19 protein-coding genes are annotated in these 23,279 nt (G+C 60.3%); 8 read left to right on the top strand and 11 right to left on the bottom strand.

Translation table 11 applies throughout. The features are described 5' to 3' along the window. Positions 1–10: 10 nt before the first annotated feature. From tauA to AAEZ05_RS15985, 4 genes are all read right to left on the bottom strand, one after another. The gene (gene tauA, locus AAEZ05_RS16000) at positions 11–988 is read right to left on the bottom strand and encodes a taurine ABC transporter substrate-binding protein (RefSeq protein WP_045061312.1); all 978 of its coding nucleotides are present in this window, start codon (positions 986–988) and stop codon (positions 11–13) included. 256 nt (positions 989–1,244) lie between these two features. Beyond that, a complete protein-coding gene (gshA, locus tag AAEZ05_RS15995; protein ID WP_045061313.1) occupies positions 1,245–2,828 on the bottom strand; it encodes a glutamate--cysteine ligase in 1,584 nt (527 codons plus the stop codon). A 292-nt stretch (positions 2,829–3,120) separates the two neighbouring features. Continuing rightward, complete coding sequence (locus AAEZ05_RS15990; RefSeq protein ID WP_045061314.1) at positions 3,121–3,504, bottom strand: PaaI family thioesterase; 384 nt, start codon at positions 3,502–3,504, stop codon at positions 3,121–3,123. Next, complete coding sequence (locus tag AAEZ05_RS15985; RefSeq protein WP_350648022.1) at positions 3,504–5,828, bottom strand: Tex family protein; 2,325 nt, start codon at positions 5,826–5,828, stop codon at positions 3,504–3,506. The genes AAEZ05_RS15990 and AAEZ05_RS15985 overlap by 1 nt, the downstream gene beginning before the upstream one ends. 358 nt (positions 5,829–6,186) lie before the next feature. On the opposite strand from AAEZ05_RS15985, the gene ompR reads away from it, so the two are divergent. Continuing rightward, positions 6,187–6,927 (top strand): osmolarity response regulator transcription factor OmpR, encoded by a 741-nt coding sequence (gene ompR, locus AAEZ05_RS15980; RefSeq protein ID WP_045061316.1) that lies wholly within the window; start codon positions 6,187–6,189, stop codon positions 6,925–6,927. Between the two features lie 103 nt (positions 6,928–7,030). Then, complete coding sequence (locus tag AAEZ05_RS15975; RefSeq protein WP_045061317.1) at positions 7,031–8,344, top strand: ATP-binding protein; 1,314 nt, start codon at positions 7,031–7,033, stop codon at positions 8,342–8,344. A 64-nt stretch (positions 8,345–8,408) separates the two neighbouring features. On the opposite strand, the gene rimK is transcribed toward AAEZ05_RS15975, so the two are convergent. Genes rimK through rimA form a run of 3 tightly spaced genes read right to left on the bottom strand, consistent with a single transcriptional unit; the run spans position 8,409 to position 10,586 of the window. Beyond that, a complete protein-coding gene (gene rimK, locus AAEZ05_RS15970; RefSeq protein ID WP_045061318.1) occupies positions 8,409–9,314 on the bottom strand; it encodes a 30S ribosomal protein S6--L-glutamate ligase in 906 nt (301 codons plus the stop codon). Further along, on the bottom strand, positions 9,311–9,790 hold the full coding sequence (rimB, locus tag AAEZ05_RS15965; RefSeq protein ID WP_045061319.1) for a retropepsin-like aspartic endopeptidase RimB: 480 nt from the start codon (positions 9,788–9,790) through the stop codon (positions 9,311–9,313). The genes rimK and rimB overlap by 4 nt, the downstream gene beginning before the upstream one ends. Before the next feature lie 16 nt (positions 9,791–9,806). Then, positions 9,807–10,586, bottom strand: coding sequence for a S6 modification regulatory phosphodiesterase RimA (gene rimA / locus AAEZ05_RS15960; RefSeq protein ID WP_045061320.1), 780 nt, complete (start codon positions 10,584–10,586; stop codon positions 9,807–9,809). A gap of 116 nt (positions 10,587–10,702) precedes the next feature. Between rimA and AAEZ05_RS15955 the strand changes: the two genes are divergently transcribed. From AAEZ05_RS15955 to AAEZ05_RS15930, 6 genes are all read left to right on the top strand, one after another. After that, entirely contained in the window at positions 10,703–11,110 is a 408-nt protein-coding gene (locus AAEZ05_RS15955) for an RNA-binding S4 domain-containing protein (protein WP_045061321.1), read from the top strand. Positions 11,111–11,256: 146 nt separating this feature from the next. Further along, positions 11,257–12,159: an Hsp33 family molecular chaperone HslO gene (hslO, locus tag AAEZ05_RS15950; protein ID WP_045061322.1), complete on the top strand. Its 903-nt coding sequence runs from the start codon at positions 11,257–11,259 to the stop codon at positions 12,157–12,159. Between the two features lie 182 nt (positions 12,160–12,341). Continuing rightward, positions 12,342–13,883 carry a phosphoenolpyruvate carboxykinase gene (locus AAEZ05_RS15945; RefSeq protein ID WP_122840747.1) on the top strand — a complete coding sequence of 514 codons (1,542 nt, stop codon included), beginning with the start codon at positions 12,342–12,344 and terminating at the stop codon, positions 13,881–13,883. Between the two features lie 225 nt (positions 13,884–14,108). Further along, positions 14,109–16,043, top strand: coding sequence for a RecQ family ATP-dependent DNA helicase (locus AAEZ05_RS15940; RefSeq protein WP_045061324.1), 1,935 nt, complete (start codon positions 14,109–14,111; stop codon positions 16,041–16,043). A 240-nt stretch (positions 16,044–16,283) separates the two neighbouring features. Continuing rightward, positions 16,284–17,510, top strand: a complete 1,227-nt coding sequence (locus AAEZ05_RS15935; protein WP_045061325.1) for a 3-hydroxyacyl-CoA dehydrogenase — start codon at positions 16,284–16,286, stop codon at positions 17,508–17,510. Positions 17,511–17,685: 175 nt separating this feature from the next. Further along, the gene (locus AAEZ05_RS15930) at positions 17,686–18,105 is read left to right on the top strand and encodes an acyl-CoA thioesterase (protein ID WP_045061326.1); all 420 of its coding nucleotides are present in this window, start codon (positions 17,686–17,688) and stop codon (positions 18,103–18,105) included. Between the two features lie 69 nt (positions 18,106–18,174). Here AAEZ05_RS15930 and AAEZ05_RS15925 read toward each other — a convergent pair whose 3' ends face one another. The 4 genes from AAEZ05_RS15925 to AAEZ05_RS15910 all read right to left on the bottom strand — a co-directional run bounded on the left by AAEZ05_RS15925 (position 18,175) and on the right by AAEZ05_RS15910 (position 23,160). Continuing rightward, positions 18,175–18,660 (bottom strand): glycine zipper domain-containing protein, encoded by a 486-nt coding sequence (locus AAEZ05_RS15925; RefSeq protein ID WP_045061327.1) that lies wholly within the window; start codon positions 18,658–18,660, stop codon positions 18,175–18,177. 336 nt (positions 18,661–18,996) lie between these two features. After that, positions 18,997–21,345 (bottom strand): FdhF/YdeP family oxidoreductase, encoded by a 2,349-nt coding sequence (locus AAEZ05_RS15920; protein ID WP_350648018.1) that lies wholly within the window; start codon positions 21,343–21,345, stop codon positions 18,997–18,999. Further along, entirely contained in the window at positions 21,342–22,181 is an 840-nt protein-coding gene (gene fdhD / locus AAEZ05_RS15915) for a formate dehydrogenase accessory sulfurtransferase FdhD (protein ID WP_350648016.1), read from the bottom strand. Before fdhD ends, AAEZ05_RS15920 begins: the two co-directional genes overlap by 4 nt. Before the next feature lie 91 nt (positions 22,182–22,272). Beyond that, a complete protein-coding gene (locus AAEZ05_RS15910) occupies positions 22,273–23,160 on the bottom strand; it encodes a LysR family transcriptional regulator (protein WP_045061330.1) in 888 nt (295 codons plus the stop codon). Between the last annotated feature and the right edge of the window lie 119 nt (positions 23,161–23,279).

Below are 23,279 nucleotides of genomic sequence, written 5' to 3'. Positions count from 1 at the left end.
AAACTCCCGATCAGTTGGTGATGAACTTGGCGCTGACGTACGGCGCGTAGTCCGGCAGAACCGCTTCCACCTTGCCTTGTTCCTTGAGGAACACGGCGGTGTCGGTGATGGCTTTGGTGGTCGGCGCGCCGAGGGTAATCACCTGATCAGCCGCCAGCGGGTAGACGTTGCCTTGCAACAACAGTGGAATGTCGCTGGCCTTGGCGCCGGAGAGTTTCACCAGCTTGTCGACGTTGCCCTGATTAGCCAGCCAGGCTGTTGGGTCCTTGCGGTAGTCGGCGTAGGCGTCGAGGGTGACTTTGGCGAAGGCGGTGACGATTTCCGGGTGTTTTTCAGCGAAATCTTTACGCACGATCCAGGCATCGAAGGTCGGTGCGCCGAACTTGGCCAGTTCGCCAGAGGTAATCAGCACTTTGCCGTTTTCCTTGGCAACGCCCAGGGCTGGGTCCCACACGTAGGTAGCGTCGATGTCACCCCGTTTCCACGCGGCGATAATGGCTGGCGGGGCGAGGTTCAGTACGGTGACTTTCGACGGGTGGATATTCCAGTGCTTCAGCGCGGCCAGCAGGCTGTAGTGGCCGGTGGACACGAATGGCACGGCGATCTTCTTGCCGATCAGGTCTTGCGGGGTCTTGATCCCCGATCCGTCGCGAGCCACCAGGGCTTCGGCGGCACCGATCTGAGTGGCGATCAGGAAGGTTTCCACTGGCACTTTGCGAGTGATCGCGGCGGTCAGGGGGCTGGAGCCGAGGTAGCCGATCTGTACGTCGCCGGAGGCAATGGCGGCAATGATGTCGGCGCCATTATCGAATTTGCGCCAGTCGATCTTGGCGTTGGTGGCTTTTTCATAGGCGCCGTCGGCCTGGGCAACTTTCGCCGGGTCTACGGTGGTCTGGTAGGCAACGGTGACTTCGGCGGCCTGGGCGAAGAAGCTCGCCGCAGCCAGCGAAGCGGCCGCCAGGAGGCGAAGGGGGAAATGCAGTTTCATCGGAGAAGCTCCTCAACAGGCGGCCGGGAGTTGGCGTTTGAGGAGACTAAATGATCTAAGAATGCGGAAATAAATAACTTTTTCGCATTAGCTTATGAGTGGAAAAAGCGGAGGATCAAAAGATCGCAGCCTGCGGCAGCTCTTACACAGGTCGCGTGCAGGCTCGGGGACTGCGTGGCGCGGCGAAAAAAAATCGCAGACTCCAGCCGATCCTTGTAGGAGCTGCCGCAGGCTGCGATCTTTTTAAAGCTGCCGATTAATTACTGATCGCCAGAATGCTCGCTTGATACGACCCGACGAACACATCAAAATCGCCGACTTCGTTCTTCTCCAGCTCCACCTGTTCCGCCAGCGACGAGCGTGCACGGTCTTCGAATTTCGCCTGGTCTTCGGCAGAAAGCGGTTCGCTGCGGAAATATTCCGCATGCGCCTGGCTCTGACGCAACGAGAACTGACTGAAGCTCTCCTTGTGCTCTGCCATCGCGGCCAACACCTGGGCCGATGGGGTCAGGGCCGGGTCCTTGACCTTAGCCAGCTGGGCATCCAGCGCCTTGCTGTGAGCATCGCCGCCGTGGCTCTGGTCCAGTATCGCCGCGAGGGGAGCAATGTGCTCCAGCAACTCGCTGGCCCACTCCTTGAGGTCCACCGGCTGGCCGTCGCGCTGCAGTTGCAGGCCCGGGCGGCGACCTTCCTTGACCACGCTAAGGAAGTTCGAGGTCGCGTTGCCGCACGAGGTGTTGGTCAGCAGCGGGCTGTCGTTGAGCGCGCAGTACAGCAGGAACGCGTCGAGGAAGCGCGACTCGGTGAGGTCGATGCCCATCGGCAGGAGCGGGTTGATGTCCAGGCAGCGCACTTCGACGTACTGGATACCACGTGCCACCAGCGCCTGGATCGGGCGCTCGCCGGTGTAGGTCACGCGCTTGGGGCGAATGTTGGAGTAGTACTCGTTTTCGATCTGCAAGATGTTGGTGTTGAGCTGAACCCACTCTCCATCCTGATGGGTGCCGATCTCCACGTACGGTGCGTAGGGAGTGGCTACCGCTTTGCGCAGGCTGTCGGTGTAGCTGACCAGGTCGTTATAGCAAGGCGTCAGGCCGGCCTGGGCGTTACTCTGGTAACCCAGGTCACTCATGCGCAGGCTGGTGGCGTAAGGCAGGTAGAGCGTGTCCGGGTCCAGCTGCTCCAGCTGATGGGAGCGCCCTCGCAGGAAGCCCGCATCAAGGGCTGGTGAAGCGCCAAACAGGTACATCAGCAGCCAGCTGTAGCGACGGAAGTTGCGGATCAGCGCGATGTAGGCCGAGGACTGATAGTCGCGATCGGTGCCGACAAAGCCTTCAGCTTCCTTGAGCAGCGGCCAGAGCTGTTCCGGCAGGGAAAAATTGTAGTGAATCCCGGCGATGCATTGCATCGTCTTGCCGTAGCGCAGGGCCAGGCCCTTGCGGTAGACGTACTTGAGCTGACCGATGTTCGAGGTGCCGTAGTAGGCAATCGGGATGTCTTCCTCAGCCGGCAACGGGCACGGCATGGAAGGACTCCACAGGTACTCGCTGCCCAGCTTGCTGTAGGCAAAGCGGTGAATGCTGTCCAGGCTCGCCAGCGTATCGGCCGGGTCCGGCAGGGCGGGCGTGATGAACTCCAGCAGCGACTCGGAATAGTCGGTGGTGATTTGTTCATTGGTCAGCGCGGAACCCAATTCTTCGGGGTGGGGCGTTTGCGCCAGGCGACCTTCGCTGGTCACGCGCAGGCATTCACGTTCGATGCCGTGAAGGCACTGTTCGAGCAGAGAGAGGTTAGCGCGCTCGCCAAGCAGAGCCAGGCGGCGGTTGAGAATTTCGCTCAAGTTGGATTCCTTCACGCGTCAGTCGCCCCAATATGGGGGTGGGCAAGACGGTCTACAAGGGTGAAGTTGAAACTGGCGTTTTCGCCTGGTTTTTTAGCAGCACGGACTTCATGCCAGTCGGTCAAGTACCCGTCGCCGCGAACCCTGTGGGAGCGGGCTTGCCCGCGATGAGGGAGTGTCAGTCACCATTTATGTTGCCTGACACACCGCCATCGCGGGCAAGCGCGCTCCCACAGAAAATCCCGGCGCCGCTTTCATAGCGCCGAAATTACCTCAAAATGATGATCGGTAGCTACAGGACAGCGAACGTGCCTTGCGCTTTTGCGACCAATTTTTCGCCTTGCATCACCTCGGCCTCGACCACCAGCGTGCGACGGCCCGGGTGGATCACCCGTGCCGTGCACATCACCTCGCCCTCAGAAACCGCGCGAATGTAGTTGATCTTGCATTCGATGGTCGCGCTCTGCTGGTCGAAGCCATGGGTGCTGGAACAGGCCAGGCCCATGGCAATGTCCACCAGGCTGAACAACGCGCCGCCGTGCAGCTTGCCGCCGCGGTTGCGCAGTTCGGGCTGCAGTGCCAGGGCGACTTGCGCCACCCCGGTGTCCAGGCTGTGCAAACGACAACCCAGCAGCTTGAAGAACGCGCTTTCGGTCAACCCTGGCGGGATCTCCATCAACGCTTCTTCAGTTGCTTGGCGTTGGCGAACAGCGAAGCCATGGCATTGTTGGCAGGGGCGGGCGCCGTGGTTTCCTTGCGCGGTGCAGTGTTCTGGGACTGACGCGGTGCCGAACCAGGACGCGCACCACGAGCGCCATCGATTTTCTCGCCAGGGGTGTCGCTCATGCGCATCGACAGGCCCACGCGCTTACGCGGTATATCGACTTCCATGACCTTCACTTTCACCACGTCGCCCGCCTTCACCGCTTCACGGGGATCCTTGATGAACTTCTCCGAAAGTGCAGAGATATGCACCAAACCGTCCTGATGCACGCCGATGTCAACGAATGCGCCGAAGTTGGTCACGTTGGTTACCACGCCTTCGAGGATCATGCCCAGCTGCAGGTCCTTGAGGTCTTCGACACCTTCCTGGAACTCGGCAGTCTTGAACTCGGGACGCGGGTCGCGACCGGGTTTTTCCAGCTCTTGCAGAATGTCGGTGACCGTTGGCAGACCGAACGTCTCGTCGGTGTACTTCTTCGGATCCAGGCGCTTGAGAAAGCTGGCGTCGCCAATCAGCGAACGGATGTCGCGGTCGGTTTCAGCGGCAATGCGCTGCACCAGTGGATAGGCTTCCGGGTGAACGGCGGACGAATCCAGCGGGTTGTCACCGTTCATGACCCGCAGGAAGCCGGCGGCCTGTTCGAACGTTTTTTCACCCAGGCGTGCGACTTTTTTCAACGCGGCGCGGGTCTTGAACGCACCGTGTTCGTCGCGGTGGCTGACGATGTTCTGCGCCAGGGTCGCATTGAGGCCGGAGATGCGGGCCAGCAGTGCCACGGAAGCAGTGTTGACGTCCACGCCGACGGCGTTCACGCAGTCTTCGACCACGGCGTCCAGGCCGCGCGCCAGTTTCAGCTGCGATACGTCGTGCTGATACTGGCCGACGCCAATGGATTTCGGATCGATCTTCACCAGTTCGGCCAGCGGGTCCTGCAGGCGACGAGCGATGGATACCGCGCCACGGATCGACACGTCGAGGTCCGGGAATTCCTTGGAAGCCAATTCCGACGCCGAGTAAACCGATGCGCCAGCCTCGGAGACCATGACCTTGGTCATTTTCATCGCCGGGTATTTCTTGATCAGCTCAGCGGCGAGCTTGTCGGTTTCACGGCTGGCGGTGCCGTTGCCGATGGCGATCAGGTCGACCGAATGCTTGGCGCAAAGGGCTGCGAGGATCGCAATGGTCTGGTCCCACTTGTTGTGCGGCACGTGGGGGTAAACGGTGGCGTGATCCAGCAGCTTACCGGTGGAGTCGACCACGGCGACCTTGCAACCGGTGCGCAGGCCCGGGTCCAGGCCCAGTGTGGCGCGCGGGCCGGCCGGGGCCGACAGCAGCAGATCGTGCAGGTTGTGGGCGAACACGTTGATCGCCTCGGTTTCCGCGCCATCGCGCAACTCGCCGAGCAGGTCGGTTTCGAGATGGGTATAGAGCTTGACCTTCCAGGTCCAGCGCACCACTTCGCCCAGCCATTTGTCGGCGGCGCGGTTCTGGTTCTGAATGCCGAACTGCTGGCCGATCATGCCTTCGCAGGGGTGCATGGTGCCCGGCAGCTCGTCGCCGACTTTCAGCGCGGAACTGAGAATGCCTTCGTTGCGGCCACGGAAAATCGCCAGGGCGCGGTGCGATGGCATGCTCTTGAGCGGCTCGTCGTGTTCGAAGTAGTCGCGGAACTTGGCGCCTTCCTCTTCTTTACCGGCGATCACGCGGGCACTGAGGATGGCCTCCTGCTTGAGGTAGCTGCGCAGTTGGTCCAGCAGGCCGGCGTCTTCGGCGAAGCGCTCCATCAGGATGTACTTGGCGCCTTCAAGGGCTGCCTTCACATCGGCTACGCCTTTTTCCGCGTCGATGAAGCGTGCAGCTTCGGCGTCCGGGGCCAGGGTCGGGTCGTTGAACAGGCCATCGGCCAGCTCGCCGAGGCCGGCTTCCAGGGCGATCTGGCCCTTGGTGCGGCGCTTCTGCTTGTACGGCAGGTACAAGTCTTCGAGGCGGGTCTTGGTGTCGGCGAGCTTGATGTCGCGCTCCAGCTGCGGGGTCAGCTTGCCTTGTTCCTGAATACTGGCCAGGATGCTGATGCGCCGTTCGTCGAGTTCTCGCAGGTAGCGCAGACGCTCTTCCAGATGACGCAACTGGATGTCATCGAGGCTGCCGGTCACTTCTTTCCGGTAGCGGGCGATGAAGGGCACGGTAGAACCTTCATCGAGTAGCGCGACGGCCGCTTCGACCTGTTGTGGGCGTACACCGAGTTCCTCGGCGATGCGGCTGTTGATGCTGTCCATAAAACCACCTGACAAATTGTGAAAGCAGGCTCGCAGGCACAGGATTAAAGGCTCGGCGAGTCTGGTTGAGCGGCCTGGCCTGCGCCGCTACCTGGATCAACAGGCATCCCGTTGACCCGTGAAATCGAACAATTACTGCCAGCGCCATGAAAATAAAAAGTGGCTGCTGCTGTAAACGATCAGACGTTGCCTGACACAAAAGGCCGCGCATTATAACCAGCATCGGTCATTCGGGGCATCGCAGGCTCCCGCTACCCACCCGGTTTACTGGCGGTGGAGGAAAAATCTGCTAACAATGCACACGGTGCGTATAACGGCAGCTACGCCATAATGCGCGCGGAGCTAAAAGGAGCATCTAATGAGCAGCACTGCAAACATTGCTGAAGGCGAAAAAATTCTTATTGTTGATGACGACCCGGGGCTGAGCAGCCTGCTGGAGCGCTTTTTCGTCAGCAAGGGCTACCGTGCCCGCACGGTACCGAACACGGAACAAATGGACCGCCTGCTGGCGCGTGAAGTGTTCAACCTGGTCGTTCTCGACCTGATGCTGCCAGGCGAAGACGGCCTGACCGCCTGCCGCCGCCTGCGTACCGCGAACAACCAGATTCCAATCATCATGCTGACTGCCAAGGGCGATGAGCTGAGCCGGATCAAGGGTCTGGAGCTGGGTGCCGACGACTACCTGGCCAAGCCGTTCAACCCGGACGAGCTGATGGCGCGGGTCAAGGCGGTGCTGCGTCGCCAGTCGACGCCTGTGCCAGGCGCACCGGGCAGCGAAGACGAGAGCGTGACATTTGGTGACTACGAACTGTCGCTGGCCACCCGTGAGCTCAAGCGCGGCGAAGAAGTGCACATGCTCACCACTGGCGAGTTCGCCGTGCTCAAGGCGTTGGTGATGAACGCGCGTCAGCCATTGACTCGCGACAAGCTGATGAACCTGGCTCGTGGTCGTGAATGGGATGCGCTCGAACGCTCCATCGATGTGCAAATCTCGCGTCTGCGCCGGATGATCGAACCTGATCCATCCAAACCGCGTTACATCCAGACGGTTTGGGGCGTGGGTTACGTATTCGTGCCGGATGGCGCAGCCACCAAGTGATTGGCGATTTGTAGGAGCGGGTCATGCGGATGATTTTGTCCGCAGACTCGCGAACCGCAATATGCGAGCATCGCTCGCTCTTGCATGTGTTTAGCGGTTATCCATGAAAACGCCCGTGTGGTTCCCCCAAAGTTTCTTCTCTCGCACCCTGTGGCTGGTGCTGATCGTTGTGCTGTTTTCCAAGGCACTGACCCTCGTTTATCTGCTGATGAACGAAGACGTGCTTGTGGATCGCCAGTACAGCCACGGCGTCGCCTTGACGCTGCGCGCCTATTGGGCGGCTGATGAAAACAATCGAGACAAGATCGCCGAAGCGGCAACGCTGATTCGTGTGGTTGGCACCGGTGTGCCGGAGGGTGAGCAGCACTGGCCCTACAGCGAAATCTACCAGCGACAGATGCAGGCAGAACTCGGTGCCGATACCGAAGTCCGGTTACGTATGCACTCGCCCCCAGCCCTCTGGGTGCGGGCGCCGAGCCTGGGTGACGGCTGGCTGAAAGTACCGCTTTACCCGCATCCGCTGCGCGGGCAGAAAATCTGGAACGTACTCGGCTGGTTCCTCGCCATCGGATTGCTGTCCACGGCTTCGGCGTGGATTTTTGTCAGTCAGCTCAATCAACCTTTGAAACGCCTGGTCTACGCGGCCAGACAGCTCGGCCAGGGGCGCAGCGTGCGCCTGCCGATCAGCGATACGCCCAGCGAAATGACCGAGGTGTACCGCGCCTTCAACCAGATGGCCGAGGACGTCGAGCAGGCGGGCCGTGAGCGTGAGCTGATGCTGGCCGGGGTATCCCACGACCTGCGAACCCCGCTCACCCGTTTGCGCCTGTCCCTGGAGCTGATGGGCGACCACAGCGACCTCACCGACGATATGGTGCGTGACATCGAGGACATGGACGCGATTCTTGACCAGTTCCTGGCATTTATCCGTGATGGACGCGATGAGTCGGTGGAAGAAGTCGACCTGATCGATCTCGTGCGCGAAGTCGCTGCTCCTTACAACCAGAACGAAGAAAAAGTGCGTTTGCGCCTGGAGCCGATTCAGCCGTTCCCGCTACGGCGGGTGTCGATGAAACGACTGTTGAACAACCTGATCGGCAATGCGCTGCATCACGCCGGCAGCGGTGTGGAGGTGGCGGCGTACGTATCCGGAGATACCAGCGCGCCTTACGTGGTGCTGAGCGTGATGGACCGTGGCGCCGGGATCGATCCGTCGGAGCTGGAAGCCATTTTCAACCCGTTCACCCGTGGTGATCGTGCCCGGGGCGGCAAGGGAACCGGATTGGGCCTGGCGATCGTCAAGCGGATTGCTTCGATGCATGGCGGCAATGTCGAGCTGCGCAACCGTGATGGTGGCGGGCTGGAGGCGCGGGTGCGCTTGCCGTTGGGGTTGATGTTGCCGCGCGATGCGGTTTAACGGCTGAAAAAAAGATCGTCCGAACGCGGCCCGAGCCTTCGGACGATCTTTTGATCTTCCCGCTTTAGCCTTTTCCTTTGGTGCGCGTCATATTCGGCCCACCATTCTTTTCAAGATGCTCGATGATGATCCCCGCCACGTTCTTGCCGGTGGTGGTCTCGATGCCTTCCAGCCCCGGCGACGAGTTGACTTCCATCACCAGCGGCCCGTGATTGGAACGCAGGATATCCACGCCTGCGACGGCCAGCCCCATTACCTTGGCCGCACGCAAGGCCGTCATGCGTTCTTCCGGGGTGATCTTTATCAGGCTCGCGCTGCCGCCCCGGTGCAGGTTGGAACGGAACTCCCCGGGTTTGGCCTGGCGTTTCATCGCAGCAATCACTTTGTCGCCCACCACGAAGCAGCGAATGTCTGCCCCACCGGCTTCCTTGATGTATTCCTGGACCATGATGTTCTGCTTGAGACCCATGAAGGCCTCGATCACCGACTCCGCCGCAGTCGCGGTCTCACACAGCACCACGCCGATGCCCTGGGTGCCTTCCAGTACCTTGATCACCAGAGGGGCGCCGTTGACCATTTCGATCAGGTCGGGAATGTCATCCGGCGAGTGCGCAAACCCGGTGACCGGCAAGCCGATCCCTCGGCGCGAGAGCAGTTGCAGTGAACGTAGTTTGTCCCGCGAACGCGCGATGGCCACCGATTCGTTGAGCGGAAATACCCCCATCATCTCGAACTGGCGCAAAACCGCGCAGCCATAAAACGTCACCGATGCCCCGATACGCGGGATGACCGCATCGAAACCTTCCAGCGGCCGGCCCCTGTAGTGGATCTGCGGCTTGTGGCTGGCGATGTTCATGTAGGCGCGCAAGGTGTCGACCACGACCATTTCGTGGCCACGCTCGGTTCCGGCTTCGACCAGACGACGAGTGGAATACAGACGCGGGTTCCGCGACAGCACAGCGATCTTCATGCAACACCTGTGGAAAGGGTAGAGACCGGGAACACCGGCTTGTCTTGTACGTATTTGATGCCCGGATTGACGACCAGTTGGCCGTCGATAAGGGCTTTGGAGCCGAGTAGCAGGCGATATCGCATGGATTTACGGCAGGCGAGGGTGAACTCGACCCGCCAGACCCGATCACCGAGGGCCAGGGTGGTGCTGACCACATAGCGCTTCTGCGCATGGCCATTGGAGCTCTTGATGGTTTTCATGGTCACCAGCGGGGCTTCGCAACGTCGATGACGCAGTTGCACTACCGTGCCCAGATGCGCGGTAAAACGCACCCATTTTTCGCCATCGCGCTCAAACGGCTCAATGTCGGTGGCATGCAAGCTGGAGGTGCTGGCACCGGTGTCGATTTTTGCCCGCAGGCCTGCCACTCCCAAATCCGGAAGCGCCACCCACTCGCGCAGACCGACAACGGTCAAATGGTCAAATGTCTTCAATAGAATAAACCGGCGATTAACGCGTCCAGGTACCCGCTGGTACCTGGGCCAACGCTTTGAATGCAGGCTTGGCGAACCAGTAGCCTTGCATCAGAAAAATTCCACAGTCCGCCAGGAAATCCCGTTCTCCAGCGCTTTCGATGCCTTCGGCAATGACTGTAACGTCCAGATCCGCACAGATTGTGACAATCCCCCGCACGATAGCCTGACGAACACGATCGCGATCGACATCACGGATCAGTGCCATGTCGAGTTTGATCAGGTCGGGTTGGAAGTCAGCGAGCAGATTGAGCCCCGAGTACCCCGCACCGAAGTCATCGATGGCGGTCTTGAAGCCGAATTCGCGGTATTCACGCAGAATATTGGTCAAATGGCGATAGTTATCTACGTGCTCGCTTTCCAGGGTTTCGAAAATCAGCCTGTCTATAGGGAAATTATGTTTTTTGGCGGCCTTCAGCGTGCTGCGAATACACAGCTCCGGGCGGTACACGGCGTTGGGCATGAAGTTGATCGACAGGTTGGTTTGCATGCCCAGTTGCGCAGCACCTTCGATCGCCTTGGTGCGGCAGAGCTGGTCAAATCGGTAGCGATTGGCCTCGGTGACCTGGTCAAGTACCGATAACGCGCCTTCACCGTCGGTGCCGCGCACCAGTGCCTCGTGAGCAAAGATCGATCGGTCCCGCAGGTCCACGATGGGTTGGTAAGCAAAGGCAAAATCAAAGCCCAACGGTTCGCTTTGCTGACATCCCTGGCAATCGCCACTGGATGAAGTCAATGAAGACGGAAATATTGTCACTCGAACACTCCACTGCGATGAACCGACCAGGATGACATTCTATCTGGAGGGGCGGGTTCTTGCGCCCGACAGAAACGGTAGTACAGTTCCGACTATGGGCTAAAAGAGGAATTCCGGTGACACAAAAAAAGGATGAGGACGACAAGGTCCGTCTCGATAAGTGGCTGTGGGCTGCGCGTTTCTATAAAACACGTGCCTTGGCCAAGACGGCGATCGAAAGTGGCAAGGTGCATTGTCGCGGCGAGCGCTGCAAACCCGGCAAGGAACCGCGCATCGGTGACGAATTTCAGATTCGCCAGGGGTTCGAAGAGCGTACGGTGGTAGTTCAGGCACTGTCGATCGTGCGCCGGGGTGCTCCCGAGGCGCAGGCCTTGTACGCCGAGACCGAAGCCAGCGTCGCCAAGCGCGAGGCTGCTGCCGAGATGCGCAAGGCGGGTTCGCTGGGCATGACCACCGACGGCAAGCCGAGCAAAAAACAGCGGCGGGATCTGTTTAAGTTTCGTGGGAACAGCAACGACGAGTGAAGCAGGTGTTCGTGCGCTGGCCGGTATGAGCTTGGAACCCGACCGGATTGTTCCTAAAATGCCTGCCATGGCCAGACTTCGCGTGCGCAAACCCTGCGCAGCTTACTCTTTGAAATCTTTTGACATTAATTCAGATACCCAAACCTATGACCGATCTAACGGATACCGACTACACCCAACGCTTCATCTTCGATGACAGCGATACCCGCGGCGAACTGGTTTCGTTGGAACTCAGCTACGCCGAAGTCCTGGCTAAACATGCGTATCCGGAACCGGTTGCGCAATTGCTCGGCGAACTGATGGCCGCGGCGTCGTTGCTGGTCGGCACCCTGAAATTCGATGGCCTGCTGATTCTACAGGCCCGTTCCGAAGGGCCCATCCCGCTGCTGATGATCGAGTGCTCCAGCGAGCGCGAGATCCGTGGCCTGGCCCGTTACGAGGCTGACCGCATCGCACCTGATGCGACGCTTGCCGACCTGATGCCCAACGGTGTCCTCGCGCTGACGGTCGATCCGACCCAAGGCCAGCGCTACCAGGGCATCGTTGACCTGGACGGCGAAACCCTGTCGGAGTGCTTCACCAACTATTTCGTCATGTCCCAGCAGGTCGGCACGCGCTTCTGGCTGTACGCCGACGGCCGTCGTGCCCGAGGTCTGCTGCTGCAGCAACTGCCCGCTGATCGCCTCAAGGATGAAGAAGAGCGTGCCGCCAGCTGGCAGCACATCACCGCCCTGGGCAGTACGCTGACTGCCGATGAGCTGCTCAGCCTGGACAACGAAACCGTGCTGCACCGCTTGTACCACGAAGAGCAGGTGCGCCTGTTCGATGTCCAGCGATTGCGCTTCCGTTGCAGTTGCTCGCGAGAGCGCTCGGCGAATGCGCTGGTCAGCCTGGGTCTGGAAGACGCTCAGGACCTGGTCGTGGAACACGGTGGCAACATTGAGATCGACTGCCAGTTTTGCAATCAGCGCTACCTGTTCGATGCGGCCGATATCACTCAATTGTTCGCTGGAGCCGGTGTCGATACCCCGTCAGATACCCGGCACTAAAACGGTTCAGCGCAGGTAAATTCACTGCTTAGCGGCGCAATAGCGCCGTTACGACGGGAGGGCCCTACTATTTTTGGGCGTTTCTGGCATAATCCGGCCCACTTTTTGTCGCGGTAGTAGTGCACGACTTTCTACTACAAAACGTTTGGAGCACACTCGGCCACTGGCCGACGGGGAATCTCATGACGCAAGCCAATAACGCCGTGTACACCGATCTGAGTGTTGATGATCTGGTAAAAGAAGCTCTGAATCGTGGTGAAGGCGAGCTTGCCGATACCGGCGCGCTGGTTGTTCGTACCGGTCACCGTACCGGCCGCTCGCCAGTCGATCGTTTCATCGTGGAAGAGCCAACCACCCAGGCAGCCATCGCCTGGGGCCCGATCAACCGCAAGTTCCCGGCCGACAAGTTCGATGCCCTGTGGGACCGCGTCGAGGCGTTCAACAACGCGCAAGAGCATTTCGTTTCCCATGTGCATGTAGGTGCGTCCGAAGACCACTACCTGGCTGTGAAAATGACCACCCAGACTGCCTGGCAGAACCTGTTCGGTCGTTGCCTGTTCATCAATCCTGCCCAGTACAACCCGGCAGGTCGCGAAGAGTGGCAAGTACTGAACGTGGCCAACTTCGAGTGCGTGCCTGAGCGTGATGGCACCAACTCCGACGGCTGCGTGATCCTCAACTTCGCCCAGAAGAAGGTACTGATCGCCGGCATGCGTTACGCCGGTGAAATGAAGAAAGCCATGTTCTCGGTGCAGAACTTCCTGCTGCCGGCCGCCGACGTGCTGCCAATGCACTGCGCTGCCAACATCGGTGAAGCGGGCGACGTGACCCTGTTCTTCGGTTTGTCCGGCACCGGTAAAACCACCCTGTCCGCCGACGAAAGCCGTTACCTGATCGGTGACGACGAGCACGGCTGGGGCGAAGGCGTTGTGTTCAACATCGAAGGCGGCTGCTACGCCAAGTGCATCGACTTGTCCGAGAAGAACGAGCCGGTCATCTGGAAAGCCATCAAGCACGGCGCAGTCCTGGAAAACGTCGTTATCGATGACGCCAAGCACGCCGACTACGCCGATGTGAGCCTGACCCAGAACAGCCGCGCAGCTTACCCGCTGGAGCACGTTGCCAAGCGTTCCGAGAAGAACCTTGGCGGTGAGCCTAACGCGGTGATCTTCCTGACCTGCGACCTGACCGGCGTACTGCCGCCAGTGTCGATCCTCAGCGAAGAACAAGCGGCCTACCACTTCCTGTCCGGCTACACCGCTTTGGTGGGCTCGACCGAAATGGGCTCGGGCAGCGGCATCAAGTCGACGTTCTCCACCTGCTTCGGCGCACCGTTCTTTCCGCGTCCGGCTGGCGAATACGCAGAACTGCTGATCAAGCGCATCCGCGGCTTCGGCTCCAAGGTGTACCTGGTCAACACCGGCTGGACCGGCGGTGGCTACGGCGTTGGCAAGCGCTTCAACATTCCGACCACTCGCGGCGTCATCGCAGCGATCCAGAGCGGCGCGTTGATCGGTGCTGAAACCGAACACCTCGACACCATCAACCTCGACGTGCCATTGGCCGTACCGGGCGTTGAGACTGGCCTGTTGAACCCACGTAATACCTGGGCTGACAAGGCTGCTTACGATGAATCGGCTAAAGCACTGGCCGGCCTGTTCGTCGAGAACTTCAAGAAGTTCGACGTGAGCGACGCCATCAAGGCTGCTGGTCCGAAGCTGTAAGGATTGGCTTGATGTAACGACAAAGCCGCCTTCAGGGCGGCTTTTTCGTGGGCGTGAGCATCAGGTCTTGAGGTGCCTGCGAACCTGTCGCTGCCTTGATTCAACACGCCCTGCCAGCCCCTGCGCGGTATCATCCGGTATCTTTTTACCCCCGACCTTTTCTCGACTCGCGGCGATCGCCAGCTAGGCTTTGGGCTTCGCCAGCGGTCAACGGAGTGACAGCTTATGCACAACACCCTGGAACAGGTTTTCGGTTATCCACAATTTCGTCCCGGCCAGGAGGCTGCGATCAGCGCGGTACTGGCAGGGCGCTCGGCAGCGGCGATCTTTCCCACGGGTTCAGGCAAGTCCCTGTGCTACCAGATCCCGGCGATGCTGTTGCCACACCTGACGCTGGTGGTCTCGCCACTGCTGGCGCTGATGCAGGACCAGCTGGCATTCCTGCAGCGTCATGGTATCTCGGCAGGCAGTATCGATTCGGCGCAGAGCCGCGACGACGCCGCCGATGTGATGGCTCGGGCGAAATCGGGTGAGCTTAAGATCTTGATGGTGTCCGTGGAGCGGCTGAAGAATGAGCGCTTTCGCAACTTCCTCCAGCAGGTGCCAATCTCGTTACTGGTCGTGGACGAGGCGCACTGCATTTCCGAGTGGGGTCATAACTTCCGGCCTGATTACCTCAAGCTTCCGGACTACCAGCGCCAGTTCAACATCCCGCAGGCGCTGCTGCTGACCGCCACGGCGACGCCGAAGGTGATCGCGGACATGCAGGCCAAGTTCGCCATCGCGCCAGAAGACGTCGTGACTACTGGTTTCTACCGGCCTAATCTCAGTTTGCTGGTGGAGCCGGTGCGTGGGCAGGACAAGCGCCGGCGACTGGTTGAGTGGATGAGCGAGCGGCCGGGTCAGCCCAGCATCGTCTACGTCACCCTGCAGAAAACCGCCGAGCACATCGCCGAGCACCTGGGTCGCAATGGCATACAGGCCGAGGCCTATCACGCCGGGTTGCCCCACGAAAAACGTGAGGCGATCCAGAAGCGCTTCATGGGCGGGCAATCCAATTGCATCGTCGCCACCATCGCATTTGGCATGGGCATCGACAAAAGCGACATACGCAACGTGGTGCATTTCGACCTGCCCAAGTCCATCGAAAACTACAGTCAGGAAATCGGTCGTGCCGGGCGCGACGGGCAGCCGTCGGACTGCCTGGTCCTGGCCAACCGCGACAGCCTCAATGTGCTGGAAAACTTCGTCTACGGCGACACGCCGGAGCTGGATGGCATCCGGCACGTGCTGGATGAGTTGAAGGCGTGCGCGGCTGATGGGCAATGGGAGTTTCTGCTGGGGCCGCTGGCGGACCAGAGCAACATCCGGCAGCTGCCGCTCAAGACGTTGCTGGTTCAGCTGGAGCTGCGCCGGATCATCGCCCCGCGTTACGCCTACTACGCCGAGTACCGATTCAAATACCTGCAGGAGCCTGCCGACTTGCTGGCCCGGTTCGAGGGTGAGCGCAAGGATTTCGTGGCGGCGATCATTCATACATCAACCCTCGCGCGAGCCTGGGCCACGGTGAGTTTTGACGCGCTGTACGAACGCTACCAGGCCGAGCGTAATCGGGTGGTCAAAGCCCTGGATTATTTCCAGGAGAAGGGCTGGATCGAGCTCGAAAGCAAGCAGATGACCGAGGTCTACAGCGTGCTGCAAGCAGGCTTTGACAGTCAGGCACTGGCCACGGAACTGCACGCTTACTTCACCCGCCACGAGCAAACCGAGGTCGCCCGAATTCACGCGATGCTGGATCTGTTTGCCACCGAACGCTGCCTGGGTTATCGGCTGGCCGAGTACTTCGGGGACGAACAGGCTCCCCGGCAGTGCGGGCATTGTTCAGTGTGTCACGGCGATATCGCACGACTGCCGGCGCCGCCGGAGCTGCCAGCGCTTGTGGATAAGAATTTCGAGGCGTTGTGCGCTGAATTTATCCACAGGCACGAGCAGCACACCGGCAGCATTCCTTCGACCGAACGGGTGACCCGTTTCCTGTGCGGCATCAGTGTGCCGTTGTTTACCAAGCTCAAGGCGCGGTCAATTGCGGGGTATGCGGTGCTGGAGGAATACCCTTATGGCGAAGTGCGGGGGTGGGTCGAAACTCACCTCCCAGCTTGAGCGGGATATATGTAGGCGCGAGCTTGCTCGCGATGGTCGTCAACGATGACGCGGGGCAACAGCTTAATTTGCGCGACCTCAAGATCATCGCGAGCAAGCTCGCTCCTACAGGGGTTTTGGCGTCTGGGCAAACAGCGTATCCATCTGCTGAATGTCCCCCATCACAGGAATAAATTTCAAAAATGAACGGTGGCTGACTATGGTGAGGGCTGTCTTTGGATCGCCAACAAGAGAACAACCATGAGCCAGACACCGTTCAACATTCAGCGCGCCGCCGTGATTGGCGCGGGCACCATGGGCCGGGGCATTGTGATGTGCCTGGTGAATGCCGGGGTGCCAGTGCAGTGGGTCGATAATAATCCGCAGATGCTCGAGCAAGCCCTGGCAAGCGTGGCAGACACCTGCGCTCACAATGTTCGCCAGGGCCGTATCGATCAGGCCGAAGCGGATGCGCGTGTCGCGCGGGTCACTGCCGTTGCAGACTATGCGGCCATTGCTGATGTAGACCTGGTGATCGAAGCGGTGTACGAGAACCTTGAGCTCAAGCAAAAGATCTTCCGCGAGCTGGACGCTCTGCTCAAGCCCGAAGCGATTCTGGCGAGTAATACCTCGGCGCTGGATATCGACGCCATCGCTGCAGTCACCGGCCGTCCCGGGCAGGTATTGGGGCTGCATTTCTTCAGCCCGGCGCACATCATGAAACTGCTGGAAATCGTCCGCGGTGCGAAGACTGCGCCGGCGGTACTGGAGGCGGCGCTGGCGCTGGGTAAGCGCATGGGCAAGGTCAGCGTGGTGGCCGGCAACTGCGACGGTTTCATCGGCAACCGCATGCTCAATACCTACGTGCACGAAGCACGCAAGATGCTGCTGGAGGGCGCCTATCCCCATCAGGTCGATGCGGCGCTGCAAGGTTTTGGTTTTGCCATGGGCCCTTTCCGCATGTACGACGTGGTTGGCGTCGATCTGGGGTGGCGCGCCAGGCAACTGGCGGGTGTTGGCCAGGATGCGCCCGAGGTGCAGGTCGATAACCGCTTGTGCGAACTGGGTCGCTTCGGTCAGAAGAGCGGCAATGGTTATTATCACTATGAAGCCGGCAGCCGCCAGGCAGAGCACGACGTAGAGGTCGATGCGCTGGTGCTGGAGGTCAGCGAGGGATTGGGCTATCAACGCCGTGAGATCTCGCCTGAGGAGGTGCTGGAGCGCTCCTTGCTGGCATTGGTCAATGAAGGCGCGAAGATTCTTGAGGAAGGCATCGCCGGATCGGCCCACGATATCGATCTGGTCTACCTCAACGGCTATGGCTTCCCGGCCGACAAGGGCGGCCCGATGGCCTGGGCCGATCAGCAGGGGCTGGCGGATATTCATCAGCGGTTGCTGGCGTTGGAAACTCGCCAGGGCGATCACTGGAATCCGGCCCGGTTGATTGGTGAGTTGGCGGCGACCGGCAAGGGGTTTGCCGACAGGTGATCACTACAGTGCTCTTGCGGGCGCCATCGCCAGCAGGCTGGCTCCCACATGAAATTGTGGGTGTTCTTAAACCTTGAGTTGAAACCCGATTGACTGTGGGAGCCAGCCTGCTGGCGAAGAATGCTGAAGCCGTATTAGCTTTAGAATTGGAATTCAATCCAAGGAAACGACGCCAATGCCTCAACGCTGCGAATACCCGCATTTCCAGCCCATCACCACCCGCTGGCATGACAACGATGCCTACGGCCACGTCAACAACGTGACCTACTACAGCTTCTTTGATACCGCGGTGAACACCTACCTGATTGAAGTCGGCGGCCTGGATATCCATGACGGAGAAGTCGTCGGTTTTGTCGTGAGCTCGGCCTGCGATTATTTCGCCTCGATTGCGTTCCCGGACCGGATTGAAATCGGCCTGCGCGTAGGCAAGCTGGGCAACAGTTCGGTGCAATACGAACTGGCGGTGTTCAAGGCAGGTGAAGACGAGGCCTGTGCAGCAGGGCGCTTTGTGCATGTGTTCGTCGATCGCGGGTCGAATCAGCCGGTGGCGATTCCTGGCGGGTTACGCGGGGCGCTGGAGCGATTGGTGGTTTGACTGGCAAAAAAAATCGCAGCCCTTGGGCTGCGATTTTTCGATCTACCGATAACCGAGGCGATTGATGCCTCAGTCGCGATAGCGGTGTTTGTTCTTGCGGTGGCCGTAGGCATGACCGCGACCCCGATGGTCATCGCGATAGTAGCGACGATCATCACGGCCACCGCGATAAGAGCGACGATTATCGTCCTCATCGCTCTTGTTGCCCATGTAGTTGCCGAGTGCGCCACCGGCGCCACCGCCCGCTGCGGAGCCGATCAGGCTGCCTGTGGTGCCGCCCATGCTGCGGCCGACCACGTTACCGCCGGCTGCGCCCAGCGCACCACCGATGGCGGCTTCGCCACGGCTGCGTTTGTCTGCGCCGACGGCACTACCACCCGCGCCGCCCAGGGCCGCGCCAATGGTTGAACCAGTATTGCCGCCTAACGATTGACCGACGACTGAGCCCAAAACCCCGCCCAATGCGCCGCCCACGCCTGCTTCGGTGGTGCCTCCGGCAGAAGCGAAGCCACTGACCAGGCCAAGGGACAACAAGAGAATCGAGGAGAACTTCATAGAGGAACCTCAAGGGGATGACGGCGCGATCCTGAGGCTGGGAGGTACTGGTTACAATCGAAATCCGACGAGTGACACGACTTGTACACAATTGCGTAAGTTACTGTTTTTTGGGCGGAACTTAATGCTTTTTCGCTGGTCTTTATCTACTTCAGACAGGCCGTTTCCACACAGAAATGGCCTTTTTTGTGGGCGATTGAAAGGTAATTGCCCGGGCTGACGCTATCGCGGGCAAGCCTTGCTCCCACAAGGCCCTACACTCAGCAAAATCATCTGAACCACAATACGGTGGGAGCAAGGCTTGCCCGCGATGGCGCTGGATCGGCCGAAACAACCCTACGCCGACCTCGCCATGATCAAACCGGTTTCGCTTGCCGCTTCCAACCGGATCGCCACGAATTTCGACGTCGGCGTGTGGCTGCCATCCCCCGTGCTTTCCAACGGCACCAGAGGATTCACCTCCGGATAATAAGCGGCAGCCTGTCCCGCCGGGATATCAAACGCCAGCAACGTGAAACCCTTCACCCGGCGCTCACGCCCATCGTCCCAGATTGAAACGATGTCTGCCTTCTGCCCAGGCTTGAAGCCCAGGCGGATGATGTCGGCTTCGTTGACAAACAGCACGTCGCGCTGCCCCTTGACCCCGCGATACCGGTCATCGAGCCCGTAGATCGTGGTGTTGTACTGATCGTGGGAACGCATCGACTGCATGATCAGATCCGGCAGCACGCCCGTAGCGCGCGTCCGTTCGTGAACCAGGTCCTTGGGCAGGATATTGGGGCGGAAACTGGCCCGGCCCGACGCCGTATTCCACTTGCGGGCACCGGCGCTGTTGCCCAGGTAAAAACCGCCTGGACTCTTCACTTTCTCGTTGAAGTCCTTGAAACCTGGAATGGTATCGGCGATCAGGTCGCGAATGCGGTCGTAGTCGGCCACCAGCCAGCTCCAGTCCACGGGCCGGCTGCCCAGGGTAGCGGCGGCGATACCGGCGATGATCGACGGCTCCGAGCGCATCTGGTTTGACAGCGGTTGCAACTGGCCGTTGGAGGCATGGACCATGCTGAACGAGTCTTCAACGGTCACCGCTTGCGGGCCTTCGGTCTGGATATCGATATCGGTGCGACCCAGGCACGGCAGGATCAGCGCGTCCTTGCCGTGGGCCAGATGGCTGCGGTTGAGCTTGGTGCTGATCTGCACGGTCAGGTCGCAGCTGCTCAGCGCCTTGAAGGTGCGTGGGCTGTCCGGCGTGGCTTGGGCGAAGTTGCCGCCCAGGCCGATGAACACCTTGGCGCGACCCTCGGCCATTGCATGAATCGCCTCGACCACGTTGTGGCCGCTCTCGCGCGGCACCTTGAACTGGAAGCGACGTTCCAGGGAGTCGAGGAACGCCACCGGCGGACGTTCGTTGATGCCCATGGTCCGGTCGCCTTGCACGTTGCTATGGCCACGCACCGGACACAGGCCGGCGCCTGGGCGACCGATGTTGCCGCGCAGCAGCATCAGGTTGGCGATTTCCTGAATCGTCGGCACGGAATGACGGTGTTGGGTAATCCCCATCGCCCAGCACATGATCACGTTCTTGCCCGAGGCGTACATCCGTGCCGCTTGCTCGATTTCCACCAGGGCAAGGCCGGATTGCTCGACGATCTGCTCCCATGGCGTGTCATCGATGGCGCCCATGTACTCCAGAACATTGACGCTGTGCTCATTGAGGAAGTCGTGGTCGAACACGGCGGGCCCGCCAGTCTTCTGCGCGTCGCGCTCCCATTGCAGCAGGAATTTGGCCATGCCGCGCAGCAAGGCCATGTCGCCGCCGAGCGCCGGCCGGAAGTACGCGGTATTGGTCGGCTTGTCGCCATTGGTGAGCATTTCGATCGGGTGCTGCGGATGCTGGAAGCGTTCCAGCCCACGCTCTTTCAACGGGTTGACGCACACCACCTGGGCGCCGCGCTTGACCGCTTCACGCAGCGGCTCCAGCATCCGGGGGTGGTTGGTGCCGGGGTTCTGGCCCCAGACAAATATCGCATCGGCGTGTTCGAAATCGTCGAACGTCACCGTGCCTTTACCCACGCCGACACTCTGCGCCAACGCCACGCCGCTGGCCTCGTGGCACATGTTCGAACAATCGGGGAAGTTGTTGGTGCCATAGGCGCGCACAAACAATTGATACAGGTAGGCCGCTTCGTTACTGGCGCGCCCCGAAGTGTAGAACTCGGCCTGATCCGGGCTCGAGAGGCCCTGCAGATGTTTGCCGATCAGGGCGAAGGCGGCTTCCCAGGTGATCGGCTTGTAGCGATCGGTCTCGGCGTCGTAGCTCATCGGTTCGGTCAGGCGGCCCTGATATTCCAGCCAGTAGTCACTTTGCTCCAGCAGCGAGCTGACGCTGTGTTTGGCGAAGAAGGCAGCATCCACCCGGCGCTTGGTCGCTTCCCAGTTCACGGCTTTGGCGCCGTTCTCACAGAACTTCACCATGCCGCTTTCCGGCGAGTCGCCCCAGGCGCAACCCGGGCAGTCAAAGCCGCCGTTCTGGTTGGTCTTGAGCATCATGCGCAGGTTCTTCAGCGCGTTGTCGCTGGTCAGCCACGCCTGGGCCACACTGATCAGCGCGCCCCAGCCACCGGCCGGGCCTTTGTAGGGCTTGTAGCGGGGGACGGGTTTCTGGTCGGCTTGATGATGTTGGCTCACGTGAGTTTCTCCATCGCAGGGCTGTAGACCCGCGGCGCACTTTTCTGCGGCAGGTGGATGAGATTGAGGTTGTGTCGGCGCGCCCATTGCACAGCAAGGCCCGTAGGCGAAGACAGGCTGACAAGGGTCTGGATGCCTGCGCGCAACACTTTCTGGATCAGTTCGAGGCTGCAACGGCTGGTGACGATCGCCAGCCCCGCGCCAATCGGGATGTCCTGGCGGATCAGGCCACCAATCAGCTTGTCGAGGGCGTTATGCCGGCCGATATCTTCGCGACCCAGCAACAACTCGCCCCGATCATTCATGAACACCGCGGCATGTACTGCTCCGCAGTGTTGGCCAAGGGGCTGGAAAGCACCGATGCGCTGGCGCAAGCCGTCGAGCCAGGCAATCGGAGGCAATGGCGCGCCGGGCAATACTTTCAGGTCTGGCAATGCCTGCTCGACCGCTTCCACTCCGCACAACCCGCAACCGCTGGTTCCGGCCAGTTGCCGGCGTTGCTGCTTGAGGTTCCAGAATGCACGGTTGGCGATAGTGACTTGCGCGTACTGCGCCGAGCCGGAGCCGCTGAGTTGCAGGTCGTAGATGTCGGCGGGGTCGTTGATGATGCCGCTGCCGAGGCTGAAACCGACGATGAAGTCTTCCAGGTCGGTTGGGGTCACCAGCATCACGGCCTGGCTGATGCCGTTGTAGGCAATCGCCAGCGCAACTTCCTCGGCCAGCTCGGTATTGGCCGATCCGGAAGCATCAAGGTTGTTGTAGCTGTAAGTCTGACTCGCAGCGGGCGCGGGCGTTTCGAGGGCAGGCGCCGCGCAGGCTGGGCGCTTGGCGTTCATGGCATCACCACGGTTTGATCAGCTTTAAGCCTAGGCGCGTCAAACGGTCGCGTCTAATCGCTAATACTGATGTGCCGATAGATGGCGTCGATCAAGCGTCCGTGGATGATTTTTGATAAATCGCAAAACACGCCTCGGCCAGTGCCGATCGAGGGGCGCTGCGCCGCATGATCAACCCCAGGCGCGCGAGAGTCTGGGCGTTTTCAATGGGTTGCAGGCGCAGGTGGTCGGTGAGGTTTTCCAGGCCGCCATCCAGCGGCATCACGGCGCAACACAAGCCGCCGTGCACAGCTTGTAACAGTTGATGCACGGCGTCGGTCTGCAGCAGAGGCTGGGGACTGAGGCCACGACTGTGGAAATTGTGGTCGATGGATTGGCGAAAGTGCATGCCGCTAGTCAGCATGCCCAACGGCAGTTCGATCAACGACTCCCAACTCAGCGGTGCCTCGCTGAAGCTGTAGAAACGCTGGTCGTAAAGCAGGCCCATGCGGGTTTCGCTGAAGGCCAGGGAGTCGAAACGCTCGCCGTCGAGGCGTTCCAGGTAAGACACGCCAAGGTCCAGGCGGTTGTTTGCCAGCTGTTCGAGAATTTGCTCGGAGCTCAATGCAGACAACTCGAACCGCAGGTTCGGGTGTTCGGCATGCAGGCGTTGCATCAACGGCAATGGATCGAAACTCGATAACGGCACCACCCCCAGGCGCAGGGTGCCGACCAGATTGCCGCGACAGGCGGCCGCCTCGGCTTGCAGCCCGTCGTAGGCCGCCAGCACCGTGCGCGCCCACGCCAGCACTCGCTCGCCCGGTGCGGTAAAGCCTTCAAAGCGTTGGCCGCGGTTGACCAGGGGTAATTCGAGCTCTTCTTCAAGGCTGCGCAAACGCATCGACAAGGTCGGTTGAGTGATGTGGCAGCGCGCGGCGGCCTGGCCGAAATGTCGCGTTTCGTCGAGTGCGATGAGAAATTTCAGCTGCTTGATGTCCATCTTCGCTCCAGGGCGCAGGAAGGCGCCGATTCTAGCCCCTGGCGGGAAGCGGCGTCATTGGTCGGGTTGGAACCGCAGTGTGCAAGCTTGGTCTAGGCTTTTGCGTCTGGACCCTTTTA

This window comes from Pseudomonas sp. HY13-MNA-CIBAN-0226 (assembly GCF_040310305.1).
GTDB classification, from domain to species: domain Bacteria; phylum Pseudomonadota; class Gammaproteobacteria; order Pseudomonadales; family Pseudomonadaceae; genus Aquipseudomonas; species Aquipseudomonas gregormendelii.
This window is presented reverse-complemented; position numbering and strand designations above follow the sequence as displayed.